Raw genomic sequence first — 22194 nt, forward strand, 5'->3', positions numbered from 1 at the left:
GGCCGGCGAGCAGACGCCGCGCGGCGGGGGACGGCTCGTGCAGGTCCGGCGTCGCGGTCGACACCGGCCGGTGCAGATCCGCGACCAGCGCTGCCAGGGCCCCGGGATCGGCGACGGCCTGGCGGCCACGCCGGAAGGCCTGGATGTTCGCCACGACCGCGACTCCGTTGAGCTCGATCGCCTGCTCGATGGCCCGGGCGGAGATCGGCAGGGCGCCGCTCTGGTACGCCGCCCCCACCATGAGCATGTTGGACGCCTGCGTGGACCCGAAGAGGTTCTCCGTGATCTCGCCGGGGTTGAGGTAGACGCCCCGCCCGGAGGCCCGGTCGATGGCCGCCTGGATGTCCGGTGTGGACGGGTAGTGCACGGCGGTGTCGATCACCATGGTCCCCGTGGGGATCCGGGTGGTGGAGACCACCGCGGTGGTGCGGTCCGGGTGGGCGACCTTGAGGTTGGCGTCGTCCGCGCCCACGAGCCCGTCACAACACAGGTAGAGGTCGCAGTCCCCGGCCCCGATCTTGGGGGGTTGCTCGAGTGGCGTCCGCGCCACCCGGACATCGGAGACCACCGCGCCACCCTTCTGCGCCAGACCCGTCATGTCGAGCGTGCGGGCGGAGTTGCCGTCGAGCACGGCGGCGGTCGCCAGTACGGCCGAGACGGTGACGATCCCTGTCCCACCGATCCCGGTGAGGCGCAGCGAGAAGCCGCGGTCGGCGTCGACCGCGACCCGGTCCGGTTCCGGGAGGGCGGCGGAGTCCAGTTCCGGTGCGGTCGCCACGCGCTCGGTCCCGGCGCCCGGCACCACGGTGACGAAGGCCGGGCAGTCGCCCTCCAGGCACGAGAAGTCGAAGTTGCAGGTCGACTGGTCGATCCGGGTCTTGCGACCGAACTCGGTGTCCACCGGATGGACCGACAGGCAGTTGGACTTCTTCCCGCAGTCGCCGCACCCCTCGCAGATGCGCTCGTTGATCATCACCCGCTCCGCCGGGGTGGGGTAGGTTCCGCGCTTGCGGTGGCGGCGCTTCTCGGCCGCGCAGAACTGGTCGTGGACCAGCACGGTCACCCCGGGGACCGCGGCCAGCTCCTTCTGGACCTCGAGCGTGTCCCGGCGGTCGCGGACCTCGATGCCGCGGGGCAGTCCCTGGGACCTCGTGGCCTTGACGTCGTCGGTGGTGACGACGATCCGGGCGACCCTCTCCGCCTGCAGGAGCCGGAGGATCTCCGGCAGGGACATCTCGCCGACCGGGTCCTGGCCGCCCGTCATGGCCACCGTCCCGTTGTAGAGGAGTTTGTAGGTGATGTTGTCGCCCGAGGCGACGGCCGCGCGGAGGGCGAGGGAACCCGAGTGCATGAACGTGCCGTCGCCGATGTTCTGCACCATGTGGCGTTCGGTCAGGAACGGGGCCATACCGGTCCACTGGAGTCCCTCGCCACCCATCTGGGTGACCCCGGTGACGGTGCCGACCTGGTCCTCGTCCATGAGCAGGACCATCGCGTGGCAGCCGATGCCGCCGCCCACGAGCGTCCCGTCCGCCACCTTGGTGGAGCTGTTGTGGGGGCACCCCGAGCAGAAGTAGGGGGTGCGGGTGGTGGCCAGCGGCAGGGAGATCCGCGAGCGGCCGCGGCCCGGTCCGTCGAGCCAGGCGGCCGCCGACTCTATCCCGTGGACGCGGCCCAGCCGTTGCGCCAGGCCCCGGGTCACGGCGTCGACGTCGAGTTCACCGAAGCGGCTGAACAGGGTGGAGCCGTCCTCATGGGTCTTGCCCACGACGTTCGCGACGTCTGGCCGTCGGAAGTGGATCTCGCGGATCATCGTCTCGATGAAGTCGCGCTTCTCCTCCACCACGATCACCTCGTCGAGGCCGGTCATGAACTCGTCGAGGACCGTGCGCTCGATCGGGTAGACCATGCCGAGTTTGAGGATCCGGATGCCGCGTCGGGCGAGCTCGGCGTCGTCGAGACCCAACCTGCGCAGCGACTCGCGGACGTCGAGGTAGCTCTTCCCGGCGGCGACGATCCCGATCCGGTCGTCGGCGGTCGACTGCACGATCCGGTTGAGTCGGTTGAGCCGGGCGTACTCCAGCGCGCGGGGGATCCGGATCGTGAGCTGGTTCTGCTCCAACTCCATGAGGCTGGACCCGAGCAACTGGCCCGAGGGCACGTGGGGACTCGTACCCAGATCGCCGTAGACGGGCAGGATCCGATCCGGGTCCACCAGCGCGGTGGACGAGGCGTCCGCGACGTGCGAGGAGATCTTCAGGGCCGACCACAGGCCCGAGACCCGGGAGAGGATCGCAGCGTGGACGCCGAAGTCCAGCACGTCCTGGGAGTCCGCGGGGTAGAGCGTGGGGAGGTAGAGGTCTGCCAGCGCGAGCTCGGACGAGCACGGCACGGTGGAGGACTTGGCTCCGGGGTCGTCACCGACCAGCGCCACCGCGCCCCCGTGGGGGTCGGTGCCGATGAGGTTGGCGTGGCGGATCGCGTCCGTCGCGCGGTCCAGGCCGGGGGCCTTGCCGTACCAGTACCCGACGACGCCCTGCAGTGGCGCGCCTCCGGTGTGGGCCGTCGCGCGTAGGGTCCCCGTGCGTCGCGCGAGCTGCGACCCCATGACGGCCGTGGCGGCGGCCTCCTCGTTGAGGGCGGGGCGGTGGACCACGTCGAACGGGTCGAGGAACGTCCCGCGCCTGGCCAGCTCGAGGTCGTAGCCGGCCAGCGGCGAGCCCTCGTAACCACTGACGAGACTGGCGGTGAGCAGGTTCTGCCTGCGGTCCAGTCGGGCGCGGTCGCGGACCGTGCGGACGAGGGCCTGGATGCCGGTGAGGAACACCGTGCCGCTCTCCCGCGTGTAGCGGTCGGAGAGCGAGAACGAGGTGGCGTCCGCCCGCCCGGTTCGGGGCAGATCATCGTGGGAGCCGCTCGAGGGGTGGAGTAGGGAGGTCATCTGTCACACCTGGCCTTCTGACGACAGTGGCTGTGTCTCCAGGCTAGGCGTGTGGGTGATGCGCGTCACGTGGCCAGCGCGATGCAGTGCACCATGTGCAGGATGTCGGCCACATTCCGCCGCGAGATGGACACAATGCGCAGTGCCCACCGGATTAGCATGGACACATGGACGCGCCTGCCGATCTGGATCACACCGACCGACGACTCCTGAAGATCGTCCTGGCGGGCCCCAGGGTCGGGGTGCGCGAGTTCTCCCGCCGCCTCGGGGTGGCCCGCGGGACGGCGCAGGCGCGGTTGGACAAGCTCGAGGCGCGGGGGGTGATCGCGTCGTGGGCGCCGACCCTCGATCCGGCGGCGCTCGGGTTCCCGCTCTCGGCGCTGGTCCACATCCAGGTCGCGCAGGCGAAGCTGCAGGCGACCTGTACGGGCCTGGCGGAGGTGCGCGAGGTCCTCGAGGTGATGAGCGTGGCGGGGGAGTTCGACATCGTCTGCCGTGTCGTGGCCCGGGACCACTCGCATCTCGAGGAGGTCTTCAGCGCCATCATCGCCACCCCGGGTGTCCTGCGCACCCGCACCGAGGTGGTCCTGCGGCGACGGGTCGGCCCGCGTGTCGCCCAGCTGCTGGACGACTGAGGTTCACTCCCAGATGCGGGCGAACGGATAGGCCTGCTCGTACTCGGAGGCGAGTTCGAGGAGCAGTCGATCGTGGCCGATCCTCGCCGACAGGTGCACGCCGATGGGCAGGCCGTCCGGCGCCAGGCCGGTGGGAAGCGAGACGGCGGGCGACCCCGCGATGTTCTGGAGGGGCGTGAAGGTGACCCAGTTGGAGACCCGCTCGAGGTGGGTCTCGTAGGGCAGGTCCGCATCCAGGTACCCGACCTCGGGGGTCTCGTGGTTGACCACCGGGTTGAGGTAGACGTCGAACTCGCCGAACGCCGAGTCGAACCGCCGTCTGGTCCGGTAGAGGCGGTACAGGTGCAGGGGCAGCGAGGGCAGACCCCGCCTGGCCATCGCGGCGAGGCCGATCGTGAACGGGTCGAGCCGCTCCGCCGCGAACTCCGGACTGAACATGCCCCGGCCGCCCGAGGAGGTGCCCAGGGCGAGCAGGCCCCAGTAGGCGATGAAGTCCTCGCGGAACGAGTCCGGGACCGGCGCGGTGGTCGGCACGATCTCATGGCCCAACGCCGCCAGCCGGTCGGCGGCCTCCCGCAACACCGCCAGGGTGGCGGCATCGGTCGGGTCGCCCGCGGGACTGTGTTCGACGAGGCCGATCCGCAGCCGGCGCCCGGGGGCCTGCGCGACCGTACCCAGCGGTGGGACCCCCACCGGACGGTGTCCCGCTTCGAAGGCGGTCAGGAACGCCACCGTGTCGCGAACGGACCGGGTGACCACGGACTGGGAGATGATCGGGATCGGCATGTTCGCCGAGAACTTCTCGTCGGGGTGTCTGCCCCGACTGGGCTTGAACCCCACCAGGCCGGTGACCGCCGCGGGGATCCGGATCGACCCACCGCCGTCATTGGCGTGCGCGATCGGCAACGCGCCGGCGGCCACCAGTGAGGCGGATCCCCCCGAGGACCCGCCGCTGGTGCGGCCGGTGTCCCACGGGTTCCGGGTGACGAGCCCGCCCTGTCGCTCGGTGGCGGCGGTCCAGCCGAACGGCGGCATCGCGGTCGTGCCCACCGGGATCAGTCCGGTCGCACGGAAGAGCGGTGCGTAGGGGCCGTCGTGGAGGGCTGGTCGGGTGGGGACCGCCGACGAGCCGAGCGTCATGGGCAGACCCTCCACCCGGACCGCGTCCTTGAACGCCGACGGCACGCCGGCGAGCGGGGCGGAGAGCTGGGAGTTCCGGACCCACTCCGCCCGGTGGCGCGCGCGGTCGTAGTCGGTGTGCACCAGGGCGCCCAGAACGGGGTCCACCGTGGCGCAACGCTCGATGGCGGCCTCGACCAGTTCCGCGGGTGAGACCTCCCGCCTGCGAACTCTCTCCGCGAGGGCGGAGGCGTCGTCGTACCCGAGCGCATCGTCGCGGAAGGCGTGCACGCGGCGCGGCGGTCCGGCGGGGGTCGGATCGGCGACGGCATCGGCTGTGGTGTCGGTCACGCGTCCACTGTAGGGCGTCCCCCTTGACAACGGCCGGGCTACTCGTGCATCTTAGGTGTACCTTACTTAGGCGAGCGTCACCTTATTCTCGTACCCGAGATCTCGCCGTGTAGCTGGCGACCCGTGGAGGGCGAACAATGGCAGTGCACCCGATCGTGTCGGATCCGGTCGTGACGGGCGCCCGACGTCTCCTGGACGGGGCGGGCATCGCCACGGTCGCCGTCCGCGGCACCCGGGACCGCTCGGACGTCATGGTCTCCGCTCAGCACCGCTGGATCGGTGGAGGCGCCGTCGTCGTCACCGGGGCCCCCGCACCGTGGTCCGGTCTGATCGTGGAGCCGGGCTCCTCGGTCGAGGTGGTCGTGATGATCGACGAGTTCGCTCCGATCGTCGAGGCGAAGGTGCACGTCGCCAGCCTCTACGGTTTCGGGGTGGCGCGTGCGGCGCGCCAGGGCGAGGGGTGGGTCGTCGAGATCGAGATCGAGCTCGGCGAGCTGCAGGTGCGCCGTCTCGGCCACGAGGGGACGGTTCTCGCCCGCGACCTGGACGCGGTGCCCTCGGACCCGCTGGCGTCCGAGGCGCCCGGTCTCGCGGACGAGATCCGGGCGCGATTCGGGGAACACCTGGCGATCCTGGCGGGATCGGGCGACCCGGCTCACCCGCCGTTCGTCCTCGGTGTCGACCCGGACGGCCTCCACCTTCTCACCGCACTCGGGCGCGACGCCGATGTCGTGCACCTGCCGTTCATGACCCGGGCGCAGTCCGTCGGGGACGTGGTCCGCGAGATGGGCCAGTACGTGGCCCGGGCGAGCTGAGTCCCGGGCCACATCCCGGCCGACGCCCCGGCCCACGTGCCGGCGGCGCCTACGCGGGGGAGTAGGTGAGGCAATCGGCGGTGTCCGCGCCGGAGCCGATCGTCACGGACTCCGCCGAGCAGAGCAGGTCCTTGTTGTGCGTGCACTCCACGCGCTGACAGGCGCCGACGTGCGCGCTCGCGGTGGGGAGGCCGCCCCGTACGTCGAGCGAGATGAACGTCCCGCACTCGGCGTGGTCGGGTGATCCCGCCACGGTGATCGCCGGGGCCGTGCAGTCCGCGTCGGCGTTGAACGAGCACGTGGTGACGGTGCAGTTGCTGATTCCGGTGAGAGTGGCCATGGCGGTTGCTCCTCGTATCGGTGGGTGTTCCCGGTGGTGCCGATCCGGTTGCCGCGGACCGTCGGGTGTCACCGAGTCAACCCCTGATCGGCTCGACTTGCAAGCAAGGAGAGCCTGTGCTAGGTCAGGTTAGCCTAAGCATCTGACCAGCGCTTTCCCTGAATGTCCGCGGTGTGAGCTCCGCGGACCGCGTACCCCCGCCGCCTCCCGGTGGCGTGTGTGGTCTCCGATCCCCCTCTGGACATCTGTGAGCCATGGCACTATGGTCGAACTCAGTTAATCCGACTTAACTGAAAGGGAGCGGCGCTGATGACTTCCGCGACCACCGATCACCCGACCACCAATCGCCAGGCGCACGAGGAGCTCCTCTCCGACCTCCGCGACCGCCTCGAGCGGGCCGCGTTGGGCGGTGGGGAGAAGGCCCGTGCCCGACATCTCGAGCGGGGCAAGCTCCTCGCCCGCCAGCGGGTGGACGTCCTCCTGGATCCCGGTAGCCCGTTCCTCGAGCTGTCCCCGCTGGCCGCCGAGGAGATGTACGGGGGCAAGGCGCCGGGCGCCGGTGTCGTGGCCGGGATCGGCCGGGTCTCCGGGCGCGAGTGCCTGGTGATCGCCAACGACGCGACCGTCTCCGGCGGCACCTACTACCCGATGACGGTGAAGAAGCACCTGCGCGGCCAGGAGGTGGCGATGGCCAACAACCTCCCGTGCATCTACCTCGTGGACTCCGGCGGGGCGATGCTCCTGCAGCAGGACGAGGTCTTCCCGGACCGCGACCACTTCGGCCGGATCTTCTACAACCAGGCGAACATGTCCGCCAAGGGCATCCCGCAGATCGCCGCGGTCATGGGTTCGTGTACCGCCGGCGGCGCCTACGTCCCGGCGATGAGTGACGAGGCCGTGATCGTCCGGAACCAGGGCACGATCTTCCTCGCCGGCCCGCCGCTGGTGAAGGCGGCCACCGGCGAGGAGGTCACCGCCGAGGAGCTCGGTGGCGGCGACCTGCACGCCAAGACCTCCGGTGTGGTGGACCACCTGGCCGACGACGACTACGACGCGCTCATGAAGGTCCGCCAGATCGTGGCGACCTGCCCGCCGGCGCCCGAGCCGGACTGGGAGGTGCTCGAGCCCCGCGAGCCCGCCCGCCCGCAGTCCGACCTCTACGACCTCGTCCCGGTCGACTCCCGCCAGCCCTACGACGTGCGCGACATCATCGGCACGATCGTCGACGGCGGCGAGTACACCGAGTTCAAGGAGAACTACGGTGCCTCGATGGTGACCGCGTTCGCGCGGATCCACGGGCATCCGGTGGGGATCATCGGCAACAACGGCGTCATCTTCTCCGAGTCCGCGCTCAAGGGTGCGCACTTCATCGAACTGTGCGACCGCCGCAAGATCCCCCTGGTCTTCCTGCAGAACATCACCGGCTTCATGGTCGGCCGTCAGTACGAGGCGGGCGGCATCGCCAAGAACGGCGCCAAGATGGTCACGGCCGTGGCGTGCGCGCGGGTCCCCAAGTTCACCATCGTCGTGGGCGGGTCGTTCGGTGCCGGCAACTACTCCATGTGTGGCCGTGCGTACTCCCCGCGGTTCCTCTGGATGTGGCCCAACGCGAAGATCGCCGTGATGGGCGGGCCCCAGGCGGCCGACACCCTCGCCTCGGTGCGCGCCGCGCAGGTCACCAAGTCGGGCGGGGAGTGGACGGACGAGCAGCAGGCCGAGTTCACCGCGCCGATCCGCGAGCAGTTCGAGGAGCAGTCCACCGCGTACTACTCCACGGCCCGACTGTGGGATGACGGGATCATCGATCCCGCCGACACCCGTACCGTCCTCGGCCTGGCCCTCGCGGCCGCGGCCAACGCCCCCCTCGAGCCGGTCAACAACGGCGTCTTCAGGATGTGAGTCGAGCTATGTCACAGAAACTCCACACCGTTCTGGTGGCCAACCGCGGAGAGATCGCGTGTCGCGTGATCCGTTCCCTGCGGGCCGCGGGTATCCGCTCGGTCGCCGTCTACTCCGATGCGGACGCGGACGCCCTCCACGTGCGCATGGCCGATGCCGCCGTCCGCCTGGGCCCTGCCCAGGCCTCGCAGTCCTATCTGGACTTCGAGAAGGTGATCGACGCGTGCCGCCGGACCGGCGCGCAGGCCGTCCACCCGGGATACGGCTTCCTGTCCGAGAACTCGCGGTTCGCGCGGGCGCTCGAGGAGGCGGGCCTGATCTTCGTGGGGCCGCCGGCCACCGCGATCGAGACCATGGGCGACAAGATCACGGCCAAGGCGGCGGTCTCGGCTCGTGACGTGCCCACCGTGCCCGGGATCTCGCGACCGGGACTGACCGACGACGAGTTGGTGGCCGGCGCCGACGAGGTCGGGTACCCGGTCCTCGTCAAGCCGTCCGCGGGCGGCGGCGGCAAGGGCATGCGACGCGTGGAGCGACCGGAGGACCTGCGCGCCGCGCTCGACTCCTCCCGCCGCGAATCGGCGGGCGCCTTCGGCGACGACACGCTGTTCCTGGAGCGGTTCGTCGACACCCCCCGCCACATCGAGGTGCAGGTCCTCGCCGACACCCACGGCAACGTCATCCACCTGGGTGAGCGTGAGTGCTCGCTGCAGCGCCGCCACCAGAAGGTCATCGAGGAGGCGCCCAGCGCGCTGCTCGACGAGGTCACCCGCCAGCGCATCGGCACCGCCGCGTGCGACGCCGCCCGCTCGGTCGGCTACGTCGGCGCCGGCACGGTCGAGTTCATCGTCTCGGCCAACGCCCCGGACGAGTTCTTCTTCATGGAGATGAACACCCGTCTGCAGGTCGAGCACCCGGTCACCGAGATGGTGACCGGCGTGGACCTGGTGGACTGGCAGGTCCGCATCGCCGCGGGCGAGGAACTGACGCTGCGCCAGGAGGACATCACCCTCACCGGCCACGCGATCGAGGCCCGCGTCTACGCGGAGGACCCGGCGAAGGGCTTCCTGCCCACCGGGGGCACCGTGCTCGGTCTGGAGGAGCCCTCGGGCGACGGCATCCGCGTGGACTCCGGCCTGCGCGTCGGCACTGTCGTCGGCAGCGACTACGACCCGATGCTCGGCAAGGTCATCGCCCACGGCTCCGACCGCGCGGAGGCACTGGCCCGGCTCGACGCCGCGCTGGCCGGCACCCACGTGCTGGGACTGCGGACCAACATCGACTTCTGCCGGTTCCTGCTCTCCCAGCCGGAGGTCGTCGCCGGCGACCTCGACACGGGTCTGCTCGATCGGACCCTCGACAGCTACACCGCCACCCCGGCGCCCGAGGGTGCACTGGTCGCCGTGGCCATGCACCGCACCGAGGAGCGCTGGGCCCGCGTGCCGGCCGCCCGGCGCGGACCGTGGGACGTGCCCAACGGCTGGCGGGTCGGCGGGCGCGCCGAGGTGTGGACCAGGCTGGACTCCGGCCCGGGTTCGGACGCCGTCACCGTCGGCCTCCGCGGAACACCCGACGACGCCGAGGTGACCATCACCGACGCCACGATCGGCTCCACGGCCGAGCCCGAGGTCTCCTCGCGGCACCGGGCCAGGGTCGCCCGGGACGGCGGGTCGCTGCGACTGACCGTCGACGGCACCCAACAGCGCTGGACCGTCGTCCGCTCCGCTGACCCCAAGGCGGCGGACACCTTCTGGGTGGCCGGCGACGGTGGCACCTGGGACCTGCGGCTGCTCCCGTTGATCGACTCCCGGATCCACGACGCCGGGTTGTCGGACGGTCAGATCCTCAGCCCCATGCCCGGGTCGGTCATCGCGTGCTTCGTCGCCGACGGCGACGAGGTGACCGCAGGTCAGAACGTCCTGGCCGTCGAGGCCATGAAGATGGAACACGCCCTGTCGGCACCGATCGACGGGGTGGTCCGGCTGAACGTCTCCACCGGCGAGCAGGTGCCCGCCGACCATCTGCTCGCGACCGTCGAGCCCCACCCCTCCACCGAGGAATCCGAAGGAGAAGGCAATGCCTGAGTTGGAAGAGCACTACGCCGACCTGAAGTCGACGGTCGCCGAGTTCGCCGACAAGGTGGTCGCCCCCGCCTCGGCCGAGCACGACCGCAACCACACCTTCCCCTACGAGGTCGTCGCCAAGATGGGCGAGATGGGCCTGTTCGGCCTGCCCTTCCCGGAGGAGTTCGGCGGCATGGGCGGCGACTACTTCGCCCTCTCCCTGGCACTCGAGGAGCTGGGTCGTGTCGACCAGTCGACCGCCATGACGCTCGAGGCGGGCGTGGGCCTCGGCGCGATGCCGATCTACCACTTCGGCACCGACGAGCAGAAGAACACCTGGCTGCCGGATCTCGCCGCGGGCAGGAAGCTCGCGGGCTTCGGCCTCACCGAGCCCGGTGCGGGGTCGGATGCCGGCGCCACCAAGACCACCGCGAAGCGGGACGGCGACGAGTGGGTGGTCAACGGCAACAAGCAGTTCATCACCAACTCGGGAACCGACATCACCTCGTTGGTCAACGTCACCGCGGTGACCGGCGTGCGGGACAACGGCAAGAAGGCCATCTCGACCATCATCGTCCCGTCGGGCACGCCCGGCTTCACGGTCGAGCCGGCGTACGACAAGGTCGGCTGGAACTCCTCCGACACCCACCCGCTGACGTTCTCCGACGTGCGGGTCCCGGCGGAGAACATCCTCGGCGAGGAGGGGCGCGGGTACGCGAACTTCCTGTCGATCCTCGACGAGGGGCGCATCGCGATCGCCGCGGTGGCCACCGGCGCCGCCCAGGGGTGCGTCGACGAGTCGGTGAAGTACGCGCGTGAACGCGAGTCCATGGGCCAGAAGATCGGGTCGTTCCAGGGGATCTCCTTCAAGATCGCCCGCATGGAGGCCCGCGCCCACACCGCGCGCTGCGCCTACTACGAGGCCGCCCGCCTCATGCTGGCCGGCAAGCCGTTCAAGAAGGAGGCCGCCATCGCCAAGATGGTCTCCTCCGAGGCGGCCATGGACAACGCCCGGGACGCCACCCAGATCCACGGCGGCTACGGGTTCATGAACGAGTACCCGGTGGCCCGGCACTACCGGGACTCCAAGATCCTCGAGATCGGCGAGGGCACCACCGAGGTGCAGCTCATGCTGATCGCGCGCGGTCTCGGGTTATGAGTGACCAGGCTGTGACGATGGACGGACAGCGCAAGGAGATCGTCCAGCGCGGACTGTGGTTCGAGGAGTACGAGGTCGGCACCGCCTACCTCCACCGCCCCGGGCGCACGATGACCGAGACGGACAACGTCCTGTTCACCACGCTGACGATGAACACCCAGGCCCTGCACCTGGACGCGGCGTGGTCGGCCGAGCAGCCGGGCTTCGGCGGCGAGCGGCTCATGAACTCCATGCACACGCTGTCGACGCTGGTCGGGCTGTCGGTCGCGCAGCTCACCCAGGGCACGATCGTGGCCAACCTCGGGTTCTCCGAGGTCACCTTCCCCAAGCCCGTGCTGCACGGCGACACCCTCTACGCCGAGACGGTGTGCACGGACAAGCGGGAGTCGAAGTCGCGCCCGGGCGAGGGCATCGTGACTCTCGAGCACATCGGTCGCAACCAGCACGGTGACGTGGTGGCCAGGGCCGTCCGCAAGACGCTGGTCCGTAAGCGTCCGGCCGACCAGGCGGGGGAGGGGTCGGCATGACCCCGGCGTGGATCCCGCCCGGCCCGGCACTGCTGTTCTGCCCGGCCGACCGCCCCGAGCGGTACGGCAAGGCGGCCGAGCGCGCGGACGTGGTGATCGTCGACCTGGAGGACGCGGTCGCACCGGACGCCCGACCGGCCGCCCGGGAGGCGCTCGTGGCCTCCGACCTGGATCCGGAGCGCACGATCGTCCGTGTCAACCCGAGCGACTCCGATGATCACGCCGCGGACCTCGAGGCCCTCGCCGGGACGGGCTACCGTTGCGTCATGCTCGCCAAGACCGAGTCGGCCGCGCAGGTCGCCGACGTCCACGCCGCCACCGGCGCGGCGGTGTTGGCGCTGGTGGAGACGCCTCTGGGCGTGATCCGCGCCGCGGAGATCGCCGCCGCACCCGGATGCGCCGGGATGATGTGGGGCGCCGAGGACCTCCTGGCCGCCATGGGTGGCTCGACCAGCCGTTTCTCGGGAATCGAGGCCGGTGGCCCCCGGGTCGCGGGGGAGTACCGCGACGTCCCGAGGCACGCGCGTGCGCAGGTCGCGCTCGCGGCGGCCGCGTTCGGTCGGTGGGCGGTGGACTCGGTCCACCTCGACATCGCCGACGAGGCGGGTCAGCGCGCCGAGGCGCTCGACGCCGTCGCCCTGGGGTTCGTGGCCACCGCCTGCATCCACCCGTCCCAGGTGGCGGTGGTCCGACAGGCCTACGCGCCCGACGACGACGAGGTGGCCTGGGCCCGGAAGGTCCTCGACGCCGCCCGGAGCAACCAGGGCGTCTTCCGGCTGGACGGCCGCATGGTCGACGGCCCCGTCTTCCGACAGGCCGAGGCGACGATGCGTCGCGCCGCGGCCTCCGCCACCTGACACGCCGCCACCCGACACGCCGCCACCCGACACGCCGCCACCCGACACTGCAACCCCCACTTCGTGGGCCGTCCGATCCCACCCTCAAGGAGCACCGAGATGACCACCACCGATCTCGATTCCACCCCACTGGACCCCGCCCTGTCCCACACCCGTGGGGACGCCGACGTCCCGCTGCTCACGCAGACGATCGCCGACAACCTGGCCGCCACGGTCGAGCGCTTCGGCGACCGCGACGCCCTCGTCGACGTGCAGGCCGGACGCCGGTGGACCTACACGGAGTTCCACGCCGACGTCCGTCGCCTGGCCTCGGGCCTGCTCCGGCTCGGGATCCGGACCGGCGACCGCGTGGGGATCTGGTCCCCCAACCGCTGGGAGTGGGTGATGATCCAGTACGCCACCGCCGAGATCGGGGCGGTGCTGGTCAACATCAACCCCTCCTACCGCGTCCACGAGCTGGAGTACGTGCTCAAGCAGGCCGGGATCAAGGCCGTGGTCGCGGCGCCCCAGTTCAAGGACTCGGACTACACCGGCATGCTCTCGCAGGTCCAGCCGAGCTGCCCGGACCTCGAGGTCGTCGTGCTGTTCGGCGACGAGGAGTGGGAGTCGATGATGTCGGGGCCCACCGACCCGGAGGAGCTGGCCGGGATCCGCGCCGGTCTCGGCGCCGGCGACCCCATCAACATCCAGTACACGTCGGGCACGACCGGGTTCCCCAAGGGCGCCACCCTCTCGCACACCAACATCCTCAACAACGGGTTCTTCGTGGGCGAGACGATCAACTACTCGGAGGTGGACCGGGTCTGCATCCCGGTGCCCTTCTACCACTGCTTCGGCATGGTGATGGGCAACCTCGCGTGCACCACCCACGGGTCGTGCATGGTGATCCCCGCGCCCGCGTTCGACCCCGCCGCCTCGCTGCGGGCGGTGGCGCAGGAGAAGTGCACGAGCCTGTACGGCGTGCCGACGATGTTCATCGCCGAGCTCGCGCTCGAGGACTTCGACTCCTACGACCTGTCGTCCCTGCGGACCGGGATCATGGCGGGGTCGCCGTGCCCGGAGGCGACCATGCGTCAGGTGATCGACCAGATGAACATGGAGGAGGTCTCGATCTGTTACGGCATGACCGAGACCTCCCCGGTGTCCACCCAGACCCGGGCCGACGACTCGTTGGACCGCCGCGTCTCCACCGTGGGGCGGGTCGGCCAGCACCTGGAGATCAAGATCGTCGACCCGGAGTCGGGTGGGACCCTGCCGCGCGGCGAGGCGGGGGAGTTCTGTACCAAGGGGTACAGCGTGATGATCGGGTACTGGAACGAGCCGGAGAAGACCGCGGAGGCCCTCGACGCCGACGGGTGGATGCACACCGGGGACATCGGGGAGATGGACTCCGACGGTTACGTCAAGATCACCGGCCGGATCAAGGACATGGTGATCCGCGGCGGCGAGAACATCTATCCGCGCGAGGTCGAGGAGTTCCTCTACACGCACCCCGACATCCTCGACGCCCAGGTGATCGGGGTGCCGGATCCCAAGTACGGCGAGGAGCTCATGGCGTGGGTCCGGCTCAAGCCCGGGCGCGACGACCTCACGGCCGACGAGGTCCGCGACTTCGCCACCGGCAAGCTCGCGCGCCACAAGATCCCGAAGTACGTGCACGTGGTGGACGAGTTCCCCATGACGGTCACAGGCAAGGTCCGCAAGGTCGACATGCGCAAGACGGCGATCGAGATCCTCGGCATCGCCTGACGGCCCACACACCCAAGGAGGACGTGTATGTCCAGCAAGATCATGACAGCGGCGGAGGCCGTCGCGGACATCCCGGACGGGGCGTCGATCGCCGCCGGCGGATTCGGGCTGTGCGGGATCCCCCAGGTGGTCATCGAGGCCCTCGCGTCCCGCGACGTCGGCGACTTCGAGGTCTTCTCCAACAACGCCGGGGTCGACGGCAAGGGCCTCGGCATGCTCCTGGAGACCGGGAAGCTCCGGCGCATCGTCTCGTCGTACGTGGGCGAGAACAAGGAGTTCGCCCGCCAGTACCTGTCCGGTGAGCTCGAGGTGGAGTTGACGCCGCAGGGCACCCTCGCCGAGCGGATGCGCGCGGGCGGCTCCGGGATCGGGGCGTTCTACACGCGGACCGGCGTGGGCACCTACGTGGCCGACGGCGGGATGCCGTGGAAGTACGACTCCGAGGGCGGCGTCGCGGTGGCCTCGCCGCCCAAGGAGACCCGGGAGATCCGGGGCGAGACCTACGTGCTCGAGCAGGCCATCGAGGCCGACTTCTCGCTGGTGCGGGCTGCGGTCGCGGACCGCAGCGGCAACCTGCGGTTCAACCTCACCGCACGCAACTTCTCACCGTTGGCCGCCATGGCCGGCCGGGTGTGCATCGTCGAGGCGGAGAAGATCGTCGAGGTCGGCGAGCTGGCCCCCGACGACATCCACCTGCCCGGCATCTTCGTGCACCGCCTGGTGGAGCTCACCGCGCAGCAGGTGGAGCAGACCAAGTGGATCGAGAAGACCACCACCAACCCGCCCTCGGAAGGACAGCGCTGATGAGCAGGATCGGACGCGACCGCAAGGCGATGGCCGCCCGCGCGGCCCTCGAACTGTCGGACGGCCAGTACGTGAACCTCGGTATCGGGCTCCCGACGCTGGTGCCCAACTACGTCCCCGAGGACGTCAACGTCACCCTGCAGTCGGAGAACGGACTGCTCGGGATCGGCCCCTACCCGCACCCGGACGACGTCGACCCGGACCTGATCAACGCCGGCAAGGAGACCGTCACCACGCTCCCCGGCTCGTCGACCTTCGACTCCGCGATGAGCTTCGGAATGATCCGCTCGGGCAAGATCGACGTGGCGATCCTGGGGGCGATGGAGGTCAACCCGGCCGGTGACATCGCCAACTGGATGGTGCCCGGCGCGATGGTCAAAGGCATGGGCGGCGCGATGGACCTCGTGGTGGGGGCCCGCCGCATCGTCGTGGTGATGGACCAGGTGGCCAAGGACGGCTCGTCCAAGATCGTCTCCGAGATCTCGCTGCCGCTCACGGGCCTGGGCTGCGTGGACCGGATCATCACGGAACTCGGGGTGTTCGACCGCGACGCAGACGGGCTGACCCTGGTGGAGATCGTCGACGGGGTGACCCTCGAGCAGGTCGCCGCCGCCACGGGAGCCCCGTACCGGGTGAGCGCGAACCTGGCGTGATCGAGGTGCTGGGGTAATCGCGCCACCGCCCGCCGGCGCCGCCGGACTCTGGACCACACCGGTCCGGGGTCGGGCGGCGCTCTCGGCGTTGGCCTGGGTGCTGGGGTATGTGGTCGGCCTCGTCGTCGTCGTCCTCCTCGTCCTCCTCGCCGCGAGCACCGTCGGCACCGCGCGACCCGACACCGCCCTGCTCGCCCTCGTGGTGCTCGGCGGCACGGCGGTGGCGGCGCTGGTCGCCGTGCGGATCCACCTGCTGCGCCGCCGCGGTCTGGGGTGGGCCGACGTGGGGCTGCGCCCCCCGGCGCACACGCCGCTGCACCTGGTGTGGCAGATCCCGGCGGTGATGCTCGCGGGGGTCGCGGCGTCCATGGTCGTGCTCGTCCCGCTGGGGGCGGGGCCGGAGGGCTCCGACGACGGGCTCGAGGACCTCGCCACCGGCGGGCCGGCGTTCGTGGTCCTCGGGCTGCTCGCCGTCGCGGTGCTCGTTCCCGTGGCCGAGGAGGTGGTCTTCCGGGGGATCGTCCTACCCGCGCTGAGAGCGAGGTTCCGGGCGTTTCCGGGGATCGCGCTCGCGGGGGCGGTCTTCGCCGCCGTGCACCTGATCCCGCCCGCGCTGCCCTACCTGGTGGTGGTGGGGATCTCGCTGTGCGTGATGGCGCAGTGGTACCGGTCGATCGTGCCCGGGATCGTGCTCCACGGCGTCAACAACGCGGTCGTGTTCGCCGGCATCGTCGCGGCGGGCTCGGCCTGAGGGGTGCACGTGGGGCGGTGCCCGGCGGAGTTCAGGCCAGCAGTGCGGACACCAGCAGCAGGACGGGGAGCGCCCCGAGGGTGGTGAGGACCGCCGAGTCGCGGGCGAGCAGCGTCCCGTGGCCGTAGCGGGTGGCCACCACGAGCACGTTCTGCGCCGTGGGCAGGGCGGCGGCCACCACCACGGTGAGGAGCTCGTGACCCCGCATCCCCATGAGGCCGCTGCCGACGGCGTACGCGAGCAGGGGGTGTGCGACCAGCTTCAGGCCGCTGGCCAGGGCGATCTCCCGGCGCGGTGACGCTCCGGCCTCGAGCACCTTCACGCCGTAGAGGGACATGCCGAACACCAGGAGTGCGCCGGGGACCGAGATCTGACCGACCAGGTGGACCGGCTCGAGCAGCCGTTCGGGCGGCGACCACGGCAAGGCCGCCACCACCACCCCGGCCAGCGCGGCCAGGACCAGCGGGGTCCGGGCGGCCTGGAGCGCCGAGGAGAACGCACCTCCGCCGCCATCGGTCGTGCCCTCCGCCCGGGCGGCGCGCTCGAGTACGGCGATGGCGATCGGCTGGAGCACCGCCACCTGGAAGAGCAGCAGGGGCATGACGAACCCGAAGTCCCCCAGGACGTAGACGGCGATGGGGATGCCCAGGTTGGCCGAGTTGACGTAGCTGGCGGACAGGGCGCCGACGGCGAGGTCGGCGGCCGGCCGCCGGAGCCACAGCTTCGCGATGAGCACGTAGGCCACCGCCATGACGATCGCCGTCGCGGCGGAGACCACGAAGACGCCGGTGAAGACCTGGTCGAGCGTGGTCCGGGCGAGGGCGTCGAACAGCAGGGCCGGGGTGGCGACGAAGAACACGAGCCGGTTGAGCACCAGTCGGGCGTCGGAACCGAGGACCCGGGAACGGGCGAGCAGCCACCCGAGTGCGACGACCGCGACGATCACGGCGAAGCCGTTGAGGACGCCGGCCACTGCGGACTCCTGGGGTTCGGGGGAGGGGAGCGGTAACGCCGATCGGGGCCGAGCACTCCTGCGGGCAGGAGGCGCGACCCCGATCGGGTTGCTGTTGCCTGTGTCGGCGGCTATTTACCGCGGACGGGACGTGCGGTGCGGTTCGACCGCGCCGAGCAAGGGCTCAGCGGCTGGTGAACGGCAGCAGTGCCATCTCACGGGCGTTCTTGACCGCGACGGCGACCTGACGCTGCTGCTGCGGCGTGAGGCCGGTGACGCGGCGCGAACGGATCTTGCCACGATCGGAGATGAACGTGCGGAGGGTGTTGACGTCCTTGTAGTCGACCGTCTCGATACCCGCGACCTTCAACGGGTTCTTCTTGGGCCGACGACCCTCCTGGGCACGGATCTTCTTGGACGGGGTGCTACGCGCTTTTGCCATGATTACCTACTCACCAACTCGACTTCGTGACACCGGGCAGCTCGCCACGGTGGGCCATCTCGCGCATGCGGACGCGGGAGAGGCCGAACTTGCGGAGGTAGCCGCGGGGGCGGCCATCGGCGACGTCGCGGTTACGCACCCGCACGGGCGAGGCGTCACGCGGCATCTTGTTGAGCGCGGTCTGGGCGTCCATGCGCGCCTCGTCCGTGCTCTCGGGGTTCTTGATGATTGCCTTGAGCTCGGCGCGGCGCTCGGCGAACCGGGCCACCTTGGCCTTGCGCTGCTCGTTGCGCGCGATCTTTGACTTCTTGGCCACGGGTCAGCGCTCCTCTCGGAATTCGACGTGCTTACGGACGACCGGGTCGAACTTCTTGAGGACGATGCGGTCCGGGTTGTTACGGCGGTTCTTGCGGGTCACGTACGTGAACCCGGTCCCGGCCGTGGACTTGAGCTTGATGATGGGTCGAACGTCGTTACGTGCCATCTCAGATCTTCTCCCCACGGGCGCGGATACGGGCCACGACGGCCTCGATGCCATCGCGGTCGATGGTCTTGATGCCCTTGGTGGAGACCGTCAGCGTGACGCGACGACCCTCGGAGGGCACGAAGTAGCTACGGCGCTGGATGTTCGGGTTCCAGCGACGGTTGGTCCTGCGGTGTGAGTGCGAGACGGACTTGCCGAAACCCGGCTTCCGTCCCGTTACCTGGCAATGCGCCGACATGGCGTGGTTCTCCTTCCGCCTCCTCGTACGGTGGCGCGTGATGGTCGGGGCTCCCGGTCGGCCTGGGCCGAACAGCAGCGGATCACCACGTCGCGGGCACCGTGAGAGGCGATAGCAAACGTGCAGACAACAGCGATGGTCTAGTTTACGGCCCGACCGCGGGAAACGGTAATCAGCACGTCAACGCCGGTGGGGACGGCCGGCGGAGCGTGCGAATTGGGTACGCGGTCATCGTACGGGTACGATCTACCGATGCGTGTGCTGATACCGGGATCCCCGGTTCGGCCACTGGCAGTTGCGTGCCCCTGACGGGGCGGGCGCCAGACCCAAGACTTCTACCGAGCTAGAGGGATCCAGTATGAAGAACGACATCCACCCCGACTACCACCCGGTGGTCTTCCAGGACTCGGGCACCGGCACCAAGTTCCTCACCCGCTCCACCGCGAAGAGCGAGCGGACCGTCGAGTGGGAGGACGGCAACTCCTACCCGCTCATCGTGGTCGACGTGACCAGTGAGTCGCACCCGTTCTGGACCGGCGCGCAGCGCGTCATGGACACGGCCGGCCGTGTCGAGAAGTTCCAGCGCCGTTACGGCAACCGCACCCGCCGCACCAAGTGAGCCGCGGGTCGGTGCTCCGCCGCCGACCCACACCCACACCCGAGACCTCAGAGGACGTAACAGTCATGGCAGTTCCGAAGCGTCGCCTCTCGCGCGCCAACACCCATTCCCGCCGCTCGCAGTGGAAGGCCGAGAACCCGGCCCTCCAGGAGACCAAGATCGACGGCCGCGCCGTGGTGCTGCCGCGTCGCCTGGTCAAGGCCGCCAAGCTCGGCCTCGTCGACCTCGACCGCTGAGTGTCGGTCGACTGATCGCCGAGACGAACTGAGCTCCGCGGCGCCCGCGCGTCGCACGCACACGCCCGGTCACGAGCCCGGTGGGTCCCCTCGGACCCACCGGGCTCGTCGGCGTCATCAGGACCCGGCGCGGACCGCGCATCGGTCGCGGTATTCCTCAGCCGTGGTTCAGGCGGGTGCGGGAGACTTCCCGGTATGAAGATCCTCGTTGTGGACGACGACCAGGCCGTGCGTGAATCCCTGCGCCGTTCCCTCACGTTCAACGGTTATTCGGTGGAGCTCGCGGGGGACGGGGTCGAGGCGGTCGAACGGCTCGACGCGAACCGTCCGGACGCGGTGATCCTCGACGTCATGATGCCCCGCCGCGACGGCCTCGAGGTGTGCCGGATACTGCGGAGTCGGGGGGACGACCTGCCCGTGCTCATGCTCACCGCCCGGGACGCGGTGTCCGAGCGGGTGGCGGGCCTGGACGCGGGCGCCGACGACTACCTGCCCAAGCCCTTCGCGCTGGAGGAGCTGTTGGCCCGGCTGCGGGCGTTGCTGCGTCGTCGGGGTCCGGAGGCCGAGGACGTGGACGAGGTGTTGGAGTTCGAGGACCTGCGGATGGACCTGGCGACCCGCGAGGTCAACCGGGGGGAGCGACGGATCCAGCTGACCCGGACGGAGTTCTCCCTGCTCGAGTTGCTCCTGCACCATCCCCGTCGTGTCCTCACCCGGAGCCACATCCTCGAGGAGGTGTGGGGTTACGACTTCCCCACGTCGGGGAACGCGCTCGAGGTGTACATCGGGTATCTCCGGCGTAAGACCGAGGGCGACGGCGAGAGTCGTCTGATCCACACCGTGCGTGGCGTGGGATACGTGTTGCGCGAGACGCCGTAGTGCGAGCCCGCACGGTGGGGTGGGGCTCCACACCGATCTCCCTGCACCAGCGGGTCACCCTGTTGGCGGCGAGTTCGGTGGGCGTCGCGGTGGCCCTGATGGCCGTCGCGGCGTACTTCGTCGTGTCCGGGTCGATGTACAGCGAGGTCAACAACCGGCTCCAGCAACAGGCCGACCAACTGGTCAACAGCCAGCTCGCGTCGGAGTTCGCCCTCCAGTCCCGGAGCACCCTCATCGCGCTGCGGGCCTTCAACCCCAATCTGGACGCGCAGATCGTCGCGCCCTCCGGTGTGCGGACGGCCACCGGCGAACCCTTCCAGATCGGCGGCCCCGAGATCGCCGTGGTCCGCGGCGAGACCGAGTCGAGCCTGCGGACGGCCGGGGGCAAGCAGATCTATGCGGTGGGGGTCCGCGACGGTTCGACACTCATCCTGGCGCAGGACCTGAGCCCCACCAGGGCGGCCCTCAATCGTCTGGCGATCGTCCTGACGCTGGTGGGTGCGGCCGGCATCGCGCTGGCGGCGGTGGCCGGTACGGCGGTGGGGCGCACGGGTCTGGCGCCGGTCGCCCGGTTGACCAGGGCGGTGGAGCGGATCGCCAGGACCGACGACCTGCGGCCCATCCCGGTGGCGGGTGATGACGAGATCGCCCGGCTCACCGCCAGCTTCAACCAGATGCTCGTGGCGCTGGGGGAGAGCAGGGATCGACAATCGCGGCTCGTGGCCGATGCCGGGCACGAGCTCAAGACACCGCTGACCAGTCTCCGGACCAACGTGGAACTACTGATCGCCGCGAGCAGGCCGGGGGCGCCGACCATCCCGGCCGCGGACAGGGGGGCGCTCGAGGTCGACGTGATCGGTCAGATCTCCGAGCTCACCCAGCTGGTCGGGGACCTGGTCGAGCTCGCCCGTGAGGATTCCGGGGAGGTCGAGCTGGAGCCGGTCGCGGTGTCGGAGGCGGTCGAGCGGGCCCTCGAGCGGGTCCGTCGGCGGCGTCACGACGTGCGGTTCGACGTGGATCTGGCGCCCTGGTACTCGTTCGGTGACAACGCGGGGATCGAGCGTGCGGTGCTGAACATCTGCGACAACGCGGCCAAGTGGAGCCCGACCGGGGGAACGGTGACGGTCCGGATGAACCCGGTGTCGGAGTCGGTCGTGGAGTTGACCGTCGCCGACCAGGGGCCGGGTATCCCTGAGGAGGACAGGCAGCTGGTCTTCGAGCGATTCCACCGCTCGCGGGAGGCACGGGCGATGCCCGGTTCGGGGCTCGGGTTGGCGATCGTCCGCCAGGTGGTCACCCGGCACGGAGGCACCGTGGAGATCCATGACGCGGACGGTGGGGGCACCGAGGTGCGGATGACCATCCCCGGGTGTGAGCTCCCCCCGAACTGATCGACGGGGGACGCGGTCGTCTCAGCGGGCACACAGCGCGGTGAGGAACCATGTCGGATATGGAGAACGAGAACGATCGGGGCACGGGTGGTCCCCGGCCCGGCGACGAGTGGGCCTCGGGTCCGGGCGCGGGTCCGGGTGGATACGGTCAGCGGCCGGAGAGCCCGTATGGTCCCCGCGACGACGGTCGGCGACCGGGCCCGGCGGACGTCGGTCCGCCCCCTCCCGGTTCCGGGCAGCCCGGCCAGTACGGGCACGTGCAGCCGAACCAGGGCTGGGGCGGCGCGGGG

Annotated in this window: 23 protein-coding genes and 1 pseudogene; 16 read left to right on the plus strand and 8 right to left on the minus strand. The window is 70.3% G+C overall.

The genetic code is table 11. The annotated features are described in order from the left end of the window. On the minus strand, positions 1–2941 hold a 2941-nt coding region (locus G6031_RS05800), incomplete at its 3' end, for an indolepyruvate ferredoxin oxidoreductase family protein (protein ID WP_182652737.1). Between the two features lie 167 nt (positions 2942–3108). On the opposite strand from G6031_RS05800, the gene G6031_RS05805 reads away from it, so the two are divergent. Next, a complete protein-coding gene (locus G6031_RS05805) occupies positions 3109–3576 on the plus strand; it encodes an Lrp/AsnC family transcriptional regulator (protein WP_179525856.1) in 468 nt (155 codons plus the stop codon). Positions 3577–3579: 3 nt separating this feature from the next. Here the strand turns inward: G6031_RS05805 and G6031_RS05810 are convergent, their stop codons facing one another. Further along, positions 3580–5046, minus strand: a complete 1467-nt coding sequence (locus tag G6031_RS05810) for an amidase (protein ID WP_182652738.1) — start codon at positions 5044–5046, stop codon at positions 3580–3582. 137 nt (positions 5047–5183) lie between these two features. On the opposite strand from G6031_RS05810, the gene G6031_RS05815 reads away from it, so the two are divergent. Continuing rightward, entirely contained in the window at positions 5184–5861 is a 678-nt protein-coding gene (locus G6031_RS05815) for a hypothetical protein (protein ID WP_179525854.1), read from the plus strand. Positions 5862–5910: 49 nt separating this feature from the next. Here the strand turns inward: G6031_RS05815 and G6031_RS05820 are convergent, their stop codons facing one another. Then, complete coding sequence (locus G6031_RS05820; protein WP_179525853.1) at positions 5911–6201, minus strand: DUF1540 domain-containing protein; 291 nt, start codon at positions 6199–6201, stop codon at positions 5911–5913. Between the two features lie 309 nt (positions 6202–6510). Here G6031_RS05820 and G6031_RS05825 point away from each other — a divergent pair, with 309 nt between their 5' ends. The 9 genes from G6031_RS05825 (at position 6511) to G6031_RS05865 (ending at position 16663) form a co-directional block, all read left to right on the plus strand. Continuing rightward, positions 6511–8100: a carboxyl transferase domain-containing protein gene (locus G6031_RS05825; RefSeq protein ID WP_179525852.1), complete on the plus strand. Its 1590-nt coding sequence runs from the start codon at positions 6511–6513 to the stop codon at positions 8098–8100. 8 nt (positions 8101–8108) lie between these two features. Then, on the plus strand, positions 8109–10184 hold the full coding sequence (locus G6031_RS05830) for an acetyl/propionyl/methylcrotonyl-CoA carboxylase subunit alpha (RefSeq protein WP_182652739.1): 2076 nt from the start codon (positions 8109–8111) through the stop codon (positions 10182–10184). Then, entirely contained in the window at positions 10177–11322 is a 1146-nt protein-coding gene (locus G6031_RS05835) for an acyl-CoA dehydrogenase family protein (protein WP_182652740.1), read from the plus strand. The genes G6031_RS05830 and G6031_RS05835 overlap by 8 nt, the downstream gene beginning before the upstream one ends. A 17-nt stretch (positions 11323–11339) precedes the next feature. After that, positions 11340–11849 carry a MaoC family dehydratase gene (locus G6031_RS05840; RefSeq protein ID WP_179526313.1) on the plus strand — a complete coding sequence of 170 codons (510 nt, stop codon included), beginning with the start codon at positions 11340–11342 and terminating at the stop codon, positions 11847–11849. Then, complete coding sequence (locus tag G6031_RS05845; protein ID WP_179525849.1) at positions 11846–12706, plus strand: CoA ester lyase; 861 nt, start codon at positions 11846–11848, stop codon at positions 12704–12706. The genes G6031_RS05840 and G6031_RS05845 overlap by 4 nt, the downstream gene beginning before the upstream one ends. Before the next feature lie 99 nt (positions 12707–12805). Next, a complete protein-coding gene (locus tag G6031_RS05850; protein ID WP_182652741.1) occupies positions 12806–14455 on the plus strand; it encodes an AMP-binding protein in 1650 nt (549 codons plus the stop codon). Positions 14456–14482: 27 nt separating this feature from the next. Further along, positions 14483–15259, plus strand: a complete 777-nt coding sequence (locus G6031_RS05855; protein ID WP_179525847.1) for a CoA transferase subunit A — start codon at positions 14483–14485, stop codon at positions 15257–15259. Beyond that, positions 15259–15912, plus strand: coding sequence for a 3-oxoacid CoA-transferase subunit B (locus G6031_RS05860; protein WP_182652742.1), 654 nt, complete (start codon positions 15259–15261; stop codon positions 15910–15912). The genes G6031_RS05855 and G6031_RS05860 overlap by 1 nt, the downstream gene beginning before the upstream one ends. Before the next feature lie 109 nt (positions 15913–16021). After that, on the plus strand, positions 16022–16663 hold the full coding sequence (locus G6031_RS05865; protein ID WP_347238447.1) for a type II CAAX endopeptidase family protein: 642 nt from the start codon (positions 16022–16024) through the stop codon (positions 16661–16663). Positions 16664–16694: 31 nt separating this feature from the next. Here the strand turns inward: G6031_RS05865 and G6031_RS05870 are convergent, their stop codons facing one another. The 5 genes from G6031_RS05870 to rpmB all read right to left on the minus strand — a co-directional run bounded on the left by G6031_RS05870 (position 16695) and on the right by rpmB (position 18779). Beyond that, positions 16695–17636: an AEC family transporter gene (locus G6031_RS05870; RefSeq protein WP_182617162.1), complete on the minus strand. Its 942-nt coding sequence runs from the start codon at positions 17634–17636 to the stop codon at positions 16695–16697. 163 nt (positions 17637–17799) lie between these two features. Next, on the minus strand, positions 17800–18057 hold the full coding sequence (gene rpsR / locus G6031_RS05875) for a 30S ribosomal protein S18 (RefSeq protein WP_007632792.1): 258 nt from the start codon (positions 18055–18057) through the stop codon (positions 17800–17802). A gap of 10 nt (positions 18058–18067) precedes the next feature. Continuing rightward, positions 18068–18373, minus strand: coding sequence for a 30S ribosomal protein S14 (gene rpsN, locus G6031_RS05880; RefSeq protein WP_017836289.1), 306 nt, complete (start codon positions 18371–18373; stop codon positions 18068–18070). 3 nt (positions 18374–18376) lie between these two features. After that, positions 18377–18541 (minus strand): 50S ribosomal protein L33, encoded by a 165-nt coding sequence (rpmG, locus tag G6031_RS05885; protein ID WP_017836290.1) that lies wholly within the window; start codon positions 18539–18541, stop codon positions 18377–18379. Between the two features lies 1 nt (position 18542). Then, entirely contained in the window at positions 18543–18779 is a 237-nt protein-coding gene (rpmB, locus tag G6031_RS05890) for a 50S ribosomal protein L28 (protein ID WP_010542299.1), read from the minus strand. 358 nt (positions 18780–19137) lie between these two features. Here rpmB and G6031_RS05895 point away from each other — a divergent pair, with 358 nt between their 5' ends. The 5 genes and pseudogenes from G6031_RS05895 to G6031_RS18650 form a co-directional block, all read left to right on the plus strand. After that, on the plus strand, positions 19138–19398 hold the full coding sequence (locus tag G6031_RS05895; RefSeq protein WP_095718598.1) for a type B 50S ribosomal protein L31: 261 nt from the start codon (positions 19138–19140) through the stop codon (positions 19396–19398). A gap of 65 nt (positions 19399–19463) precedes the next feature. Continuing rightward, positions 19464–19634, plus strand: a complete 171-nt coding sequence (rpmF, locus tag G6031_RS05900) for a 50S ribosomal protein L32 (RefSeq protein ID WP_179525844.1) — start codon at positions 19464–19466, stop codon at positions 19632–19634. Between the two features lie 195 nt (positions 19635–19829). Continuing rightward, entirely contained in the window at positions 19830–20513 is a 684-nt protein-coding gene (locus G6031_RS05905; RefSeq protein ID WP_182617164.1) for a response regulator transcription factor, read from the plus strand. After that, the gene (locus G6031_RS05910) at positions 20513–21904 is read left to right on the plus strand and encodes a HAMP domain-containing sensor histidine kinase (RefSeq protein ID WP_179525842.1); all 1392 of its coding nucleotides are present in this window, start codon (positions 20513–20515) and stop codon (positions 21902–21904) included. The genes G6031_RS05905 and G6031_RS05910 overlap by 1 nt, the downstream gene beginning before the upstream one ends. 59 nt (positions 21905–21963) lie before the next feature. Further along, positions 21964–22194 (plus strand): annotated as a pseudogene (locus G6031_RS18650) (serine protease); the annotation flags it as partial.

The sequence above is a fragment of the Dietzia sp. CQ4 genome (genome assembly GCF_014145125.1).
Lineage (GTDB): Bacteria > Actinomycetota > Actinomycetes > Mycobacteriales > Mycobacteriaceae > Dietzia > Dietzia natronolimnaea.

Bases quoted from the DNA above. Each gene is read 5' to 3' on its own strand.
- G6031_RS05805 (WP_179525856.1), top strand. From the start codon at position 3,109: ATGGACGCGCCTGCCGATCTGGATCACACCGACCGACGACTCCTGAAG.
- G6031_RS05815 (WP_179525854.1), top strand. From the start codon at position 5,184: ATGGCAGTGCACCCGATCGTGTCGGATCCGGTCGTGACGGGCGCCCGA.
- G6031_RS05820 (WP_179525853.1), bottom strand. From the start codon at position 6,201: ATGGCCACTCTCACCGGAATCAGCAACTGCACCGTCACCACGTGCTCG.
- G6031_RS05825 (WP_179525852.1), top strand. From the start codon at position 6,511: ATGACTTCCGCGACCACCGATCACCCGACCACCAATCGCCAGGCGCAC.
- G6031_RS05830 (WP_182652739.1), top strand. From the start codon at position 8,109: ATGTCACAGAAACTCCACACCGTTCTGGTGGCCAACCGCGGAGAGATC.
- G6031_RS05835 (WP_182652740.1), top strand. From the start codon at position 10,177: ATGCCTGAGTTGGAAGAGCACTACGCCGACCTGAAGTCGACGGTCGCC.
- G6031_RS05840 (WP_179526313.1), top strand. From the start codon at position 11,340: ATGGACGGACAGCGCAAGGAGATCGTCCAGCGCGGACTGTGGTTCGAG.
- G6031_RS05845 (WP_179525849.1), top strand. From the start codon at position 11,846: ATGACCCCGGCGTGGATCCCGCCCGGCCCGGCACTGCTGTTCTGCCCG.
- G6031_RS05850 (WP_182652741.1), top strand. From the start codon at position 12,806: ATGACCACCACCGATCTCGATTCCACCCCACTGGACCCCGCCCTGTCC.
- G6031_RS05855 (WP_179525847.1), top strand. From the start codon at position 14,483: ATGTCCAGCAAGATCATGACAGCGGCGGAGGCCGTCGCGGACATCCCG.
- G6031_RS05860 (WP_182652742.1), top strand. From the start codon at position 15,259: ATGAGCAGGATCGGACGCGACCGCAAGGCGATGGCCGCCCGCGCGGCC.
- rpsR (WP_007632792.1), bottom strand. From the start codon at position 18,057: ATGGCAAAAGCGCGTAGCACCCCGTCCAAGAAGATCCGTGCCCAGGAG.
- rpmG (WP_017836290.1), bottom strand. From the start codon at position 18,541: ATGGCACGTAACGACGTTCGACCCATCATCAAGCTCAAGTCCACGGCC.
- rpmB (WP_010542299.1), bottom strand. From the start codon at position 18,779: ATGTCGGCGCATTGCCAGGTAACGGGACGGAAGCCGGGTTTCGGCAAG.
- G6031_RS05895 (WP_095718598.1), top strand. From the start codon at position 19,138: ATGAAGAACGACATCCACCCCGACTACCACCCGGTGGTCTTCCAGGAC.
- rpmF (WP_179525844.1), top strand. From the start codon at position 19,464: ATGGCAGTTCCGAAGCGTCGCCTCTCGCGCGCCAACACCCATTCCCGC.
- G6031_RS05905 (WP_182617164.1), top strand. From the start codon at position 19,830: ATGAAGATCCTCGTTGTGGACGACGACCAGGCCGTGCGTGAATCCCTG.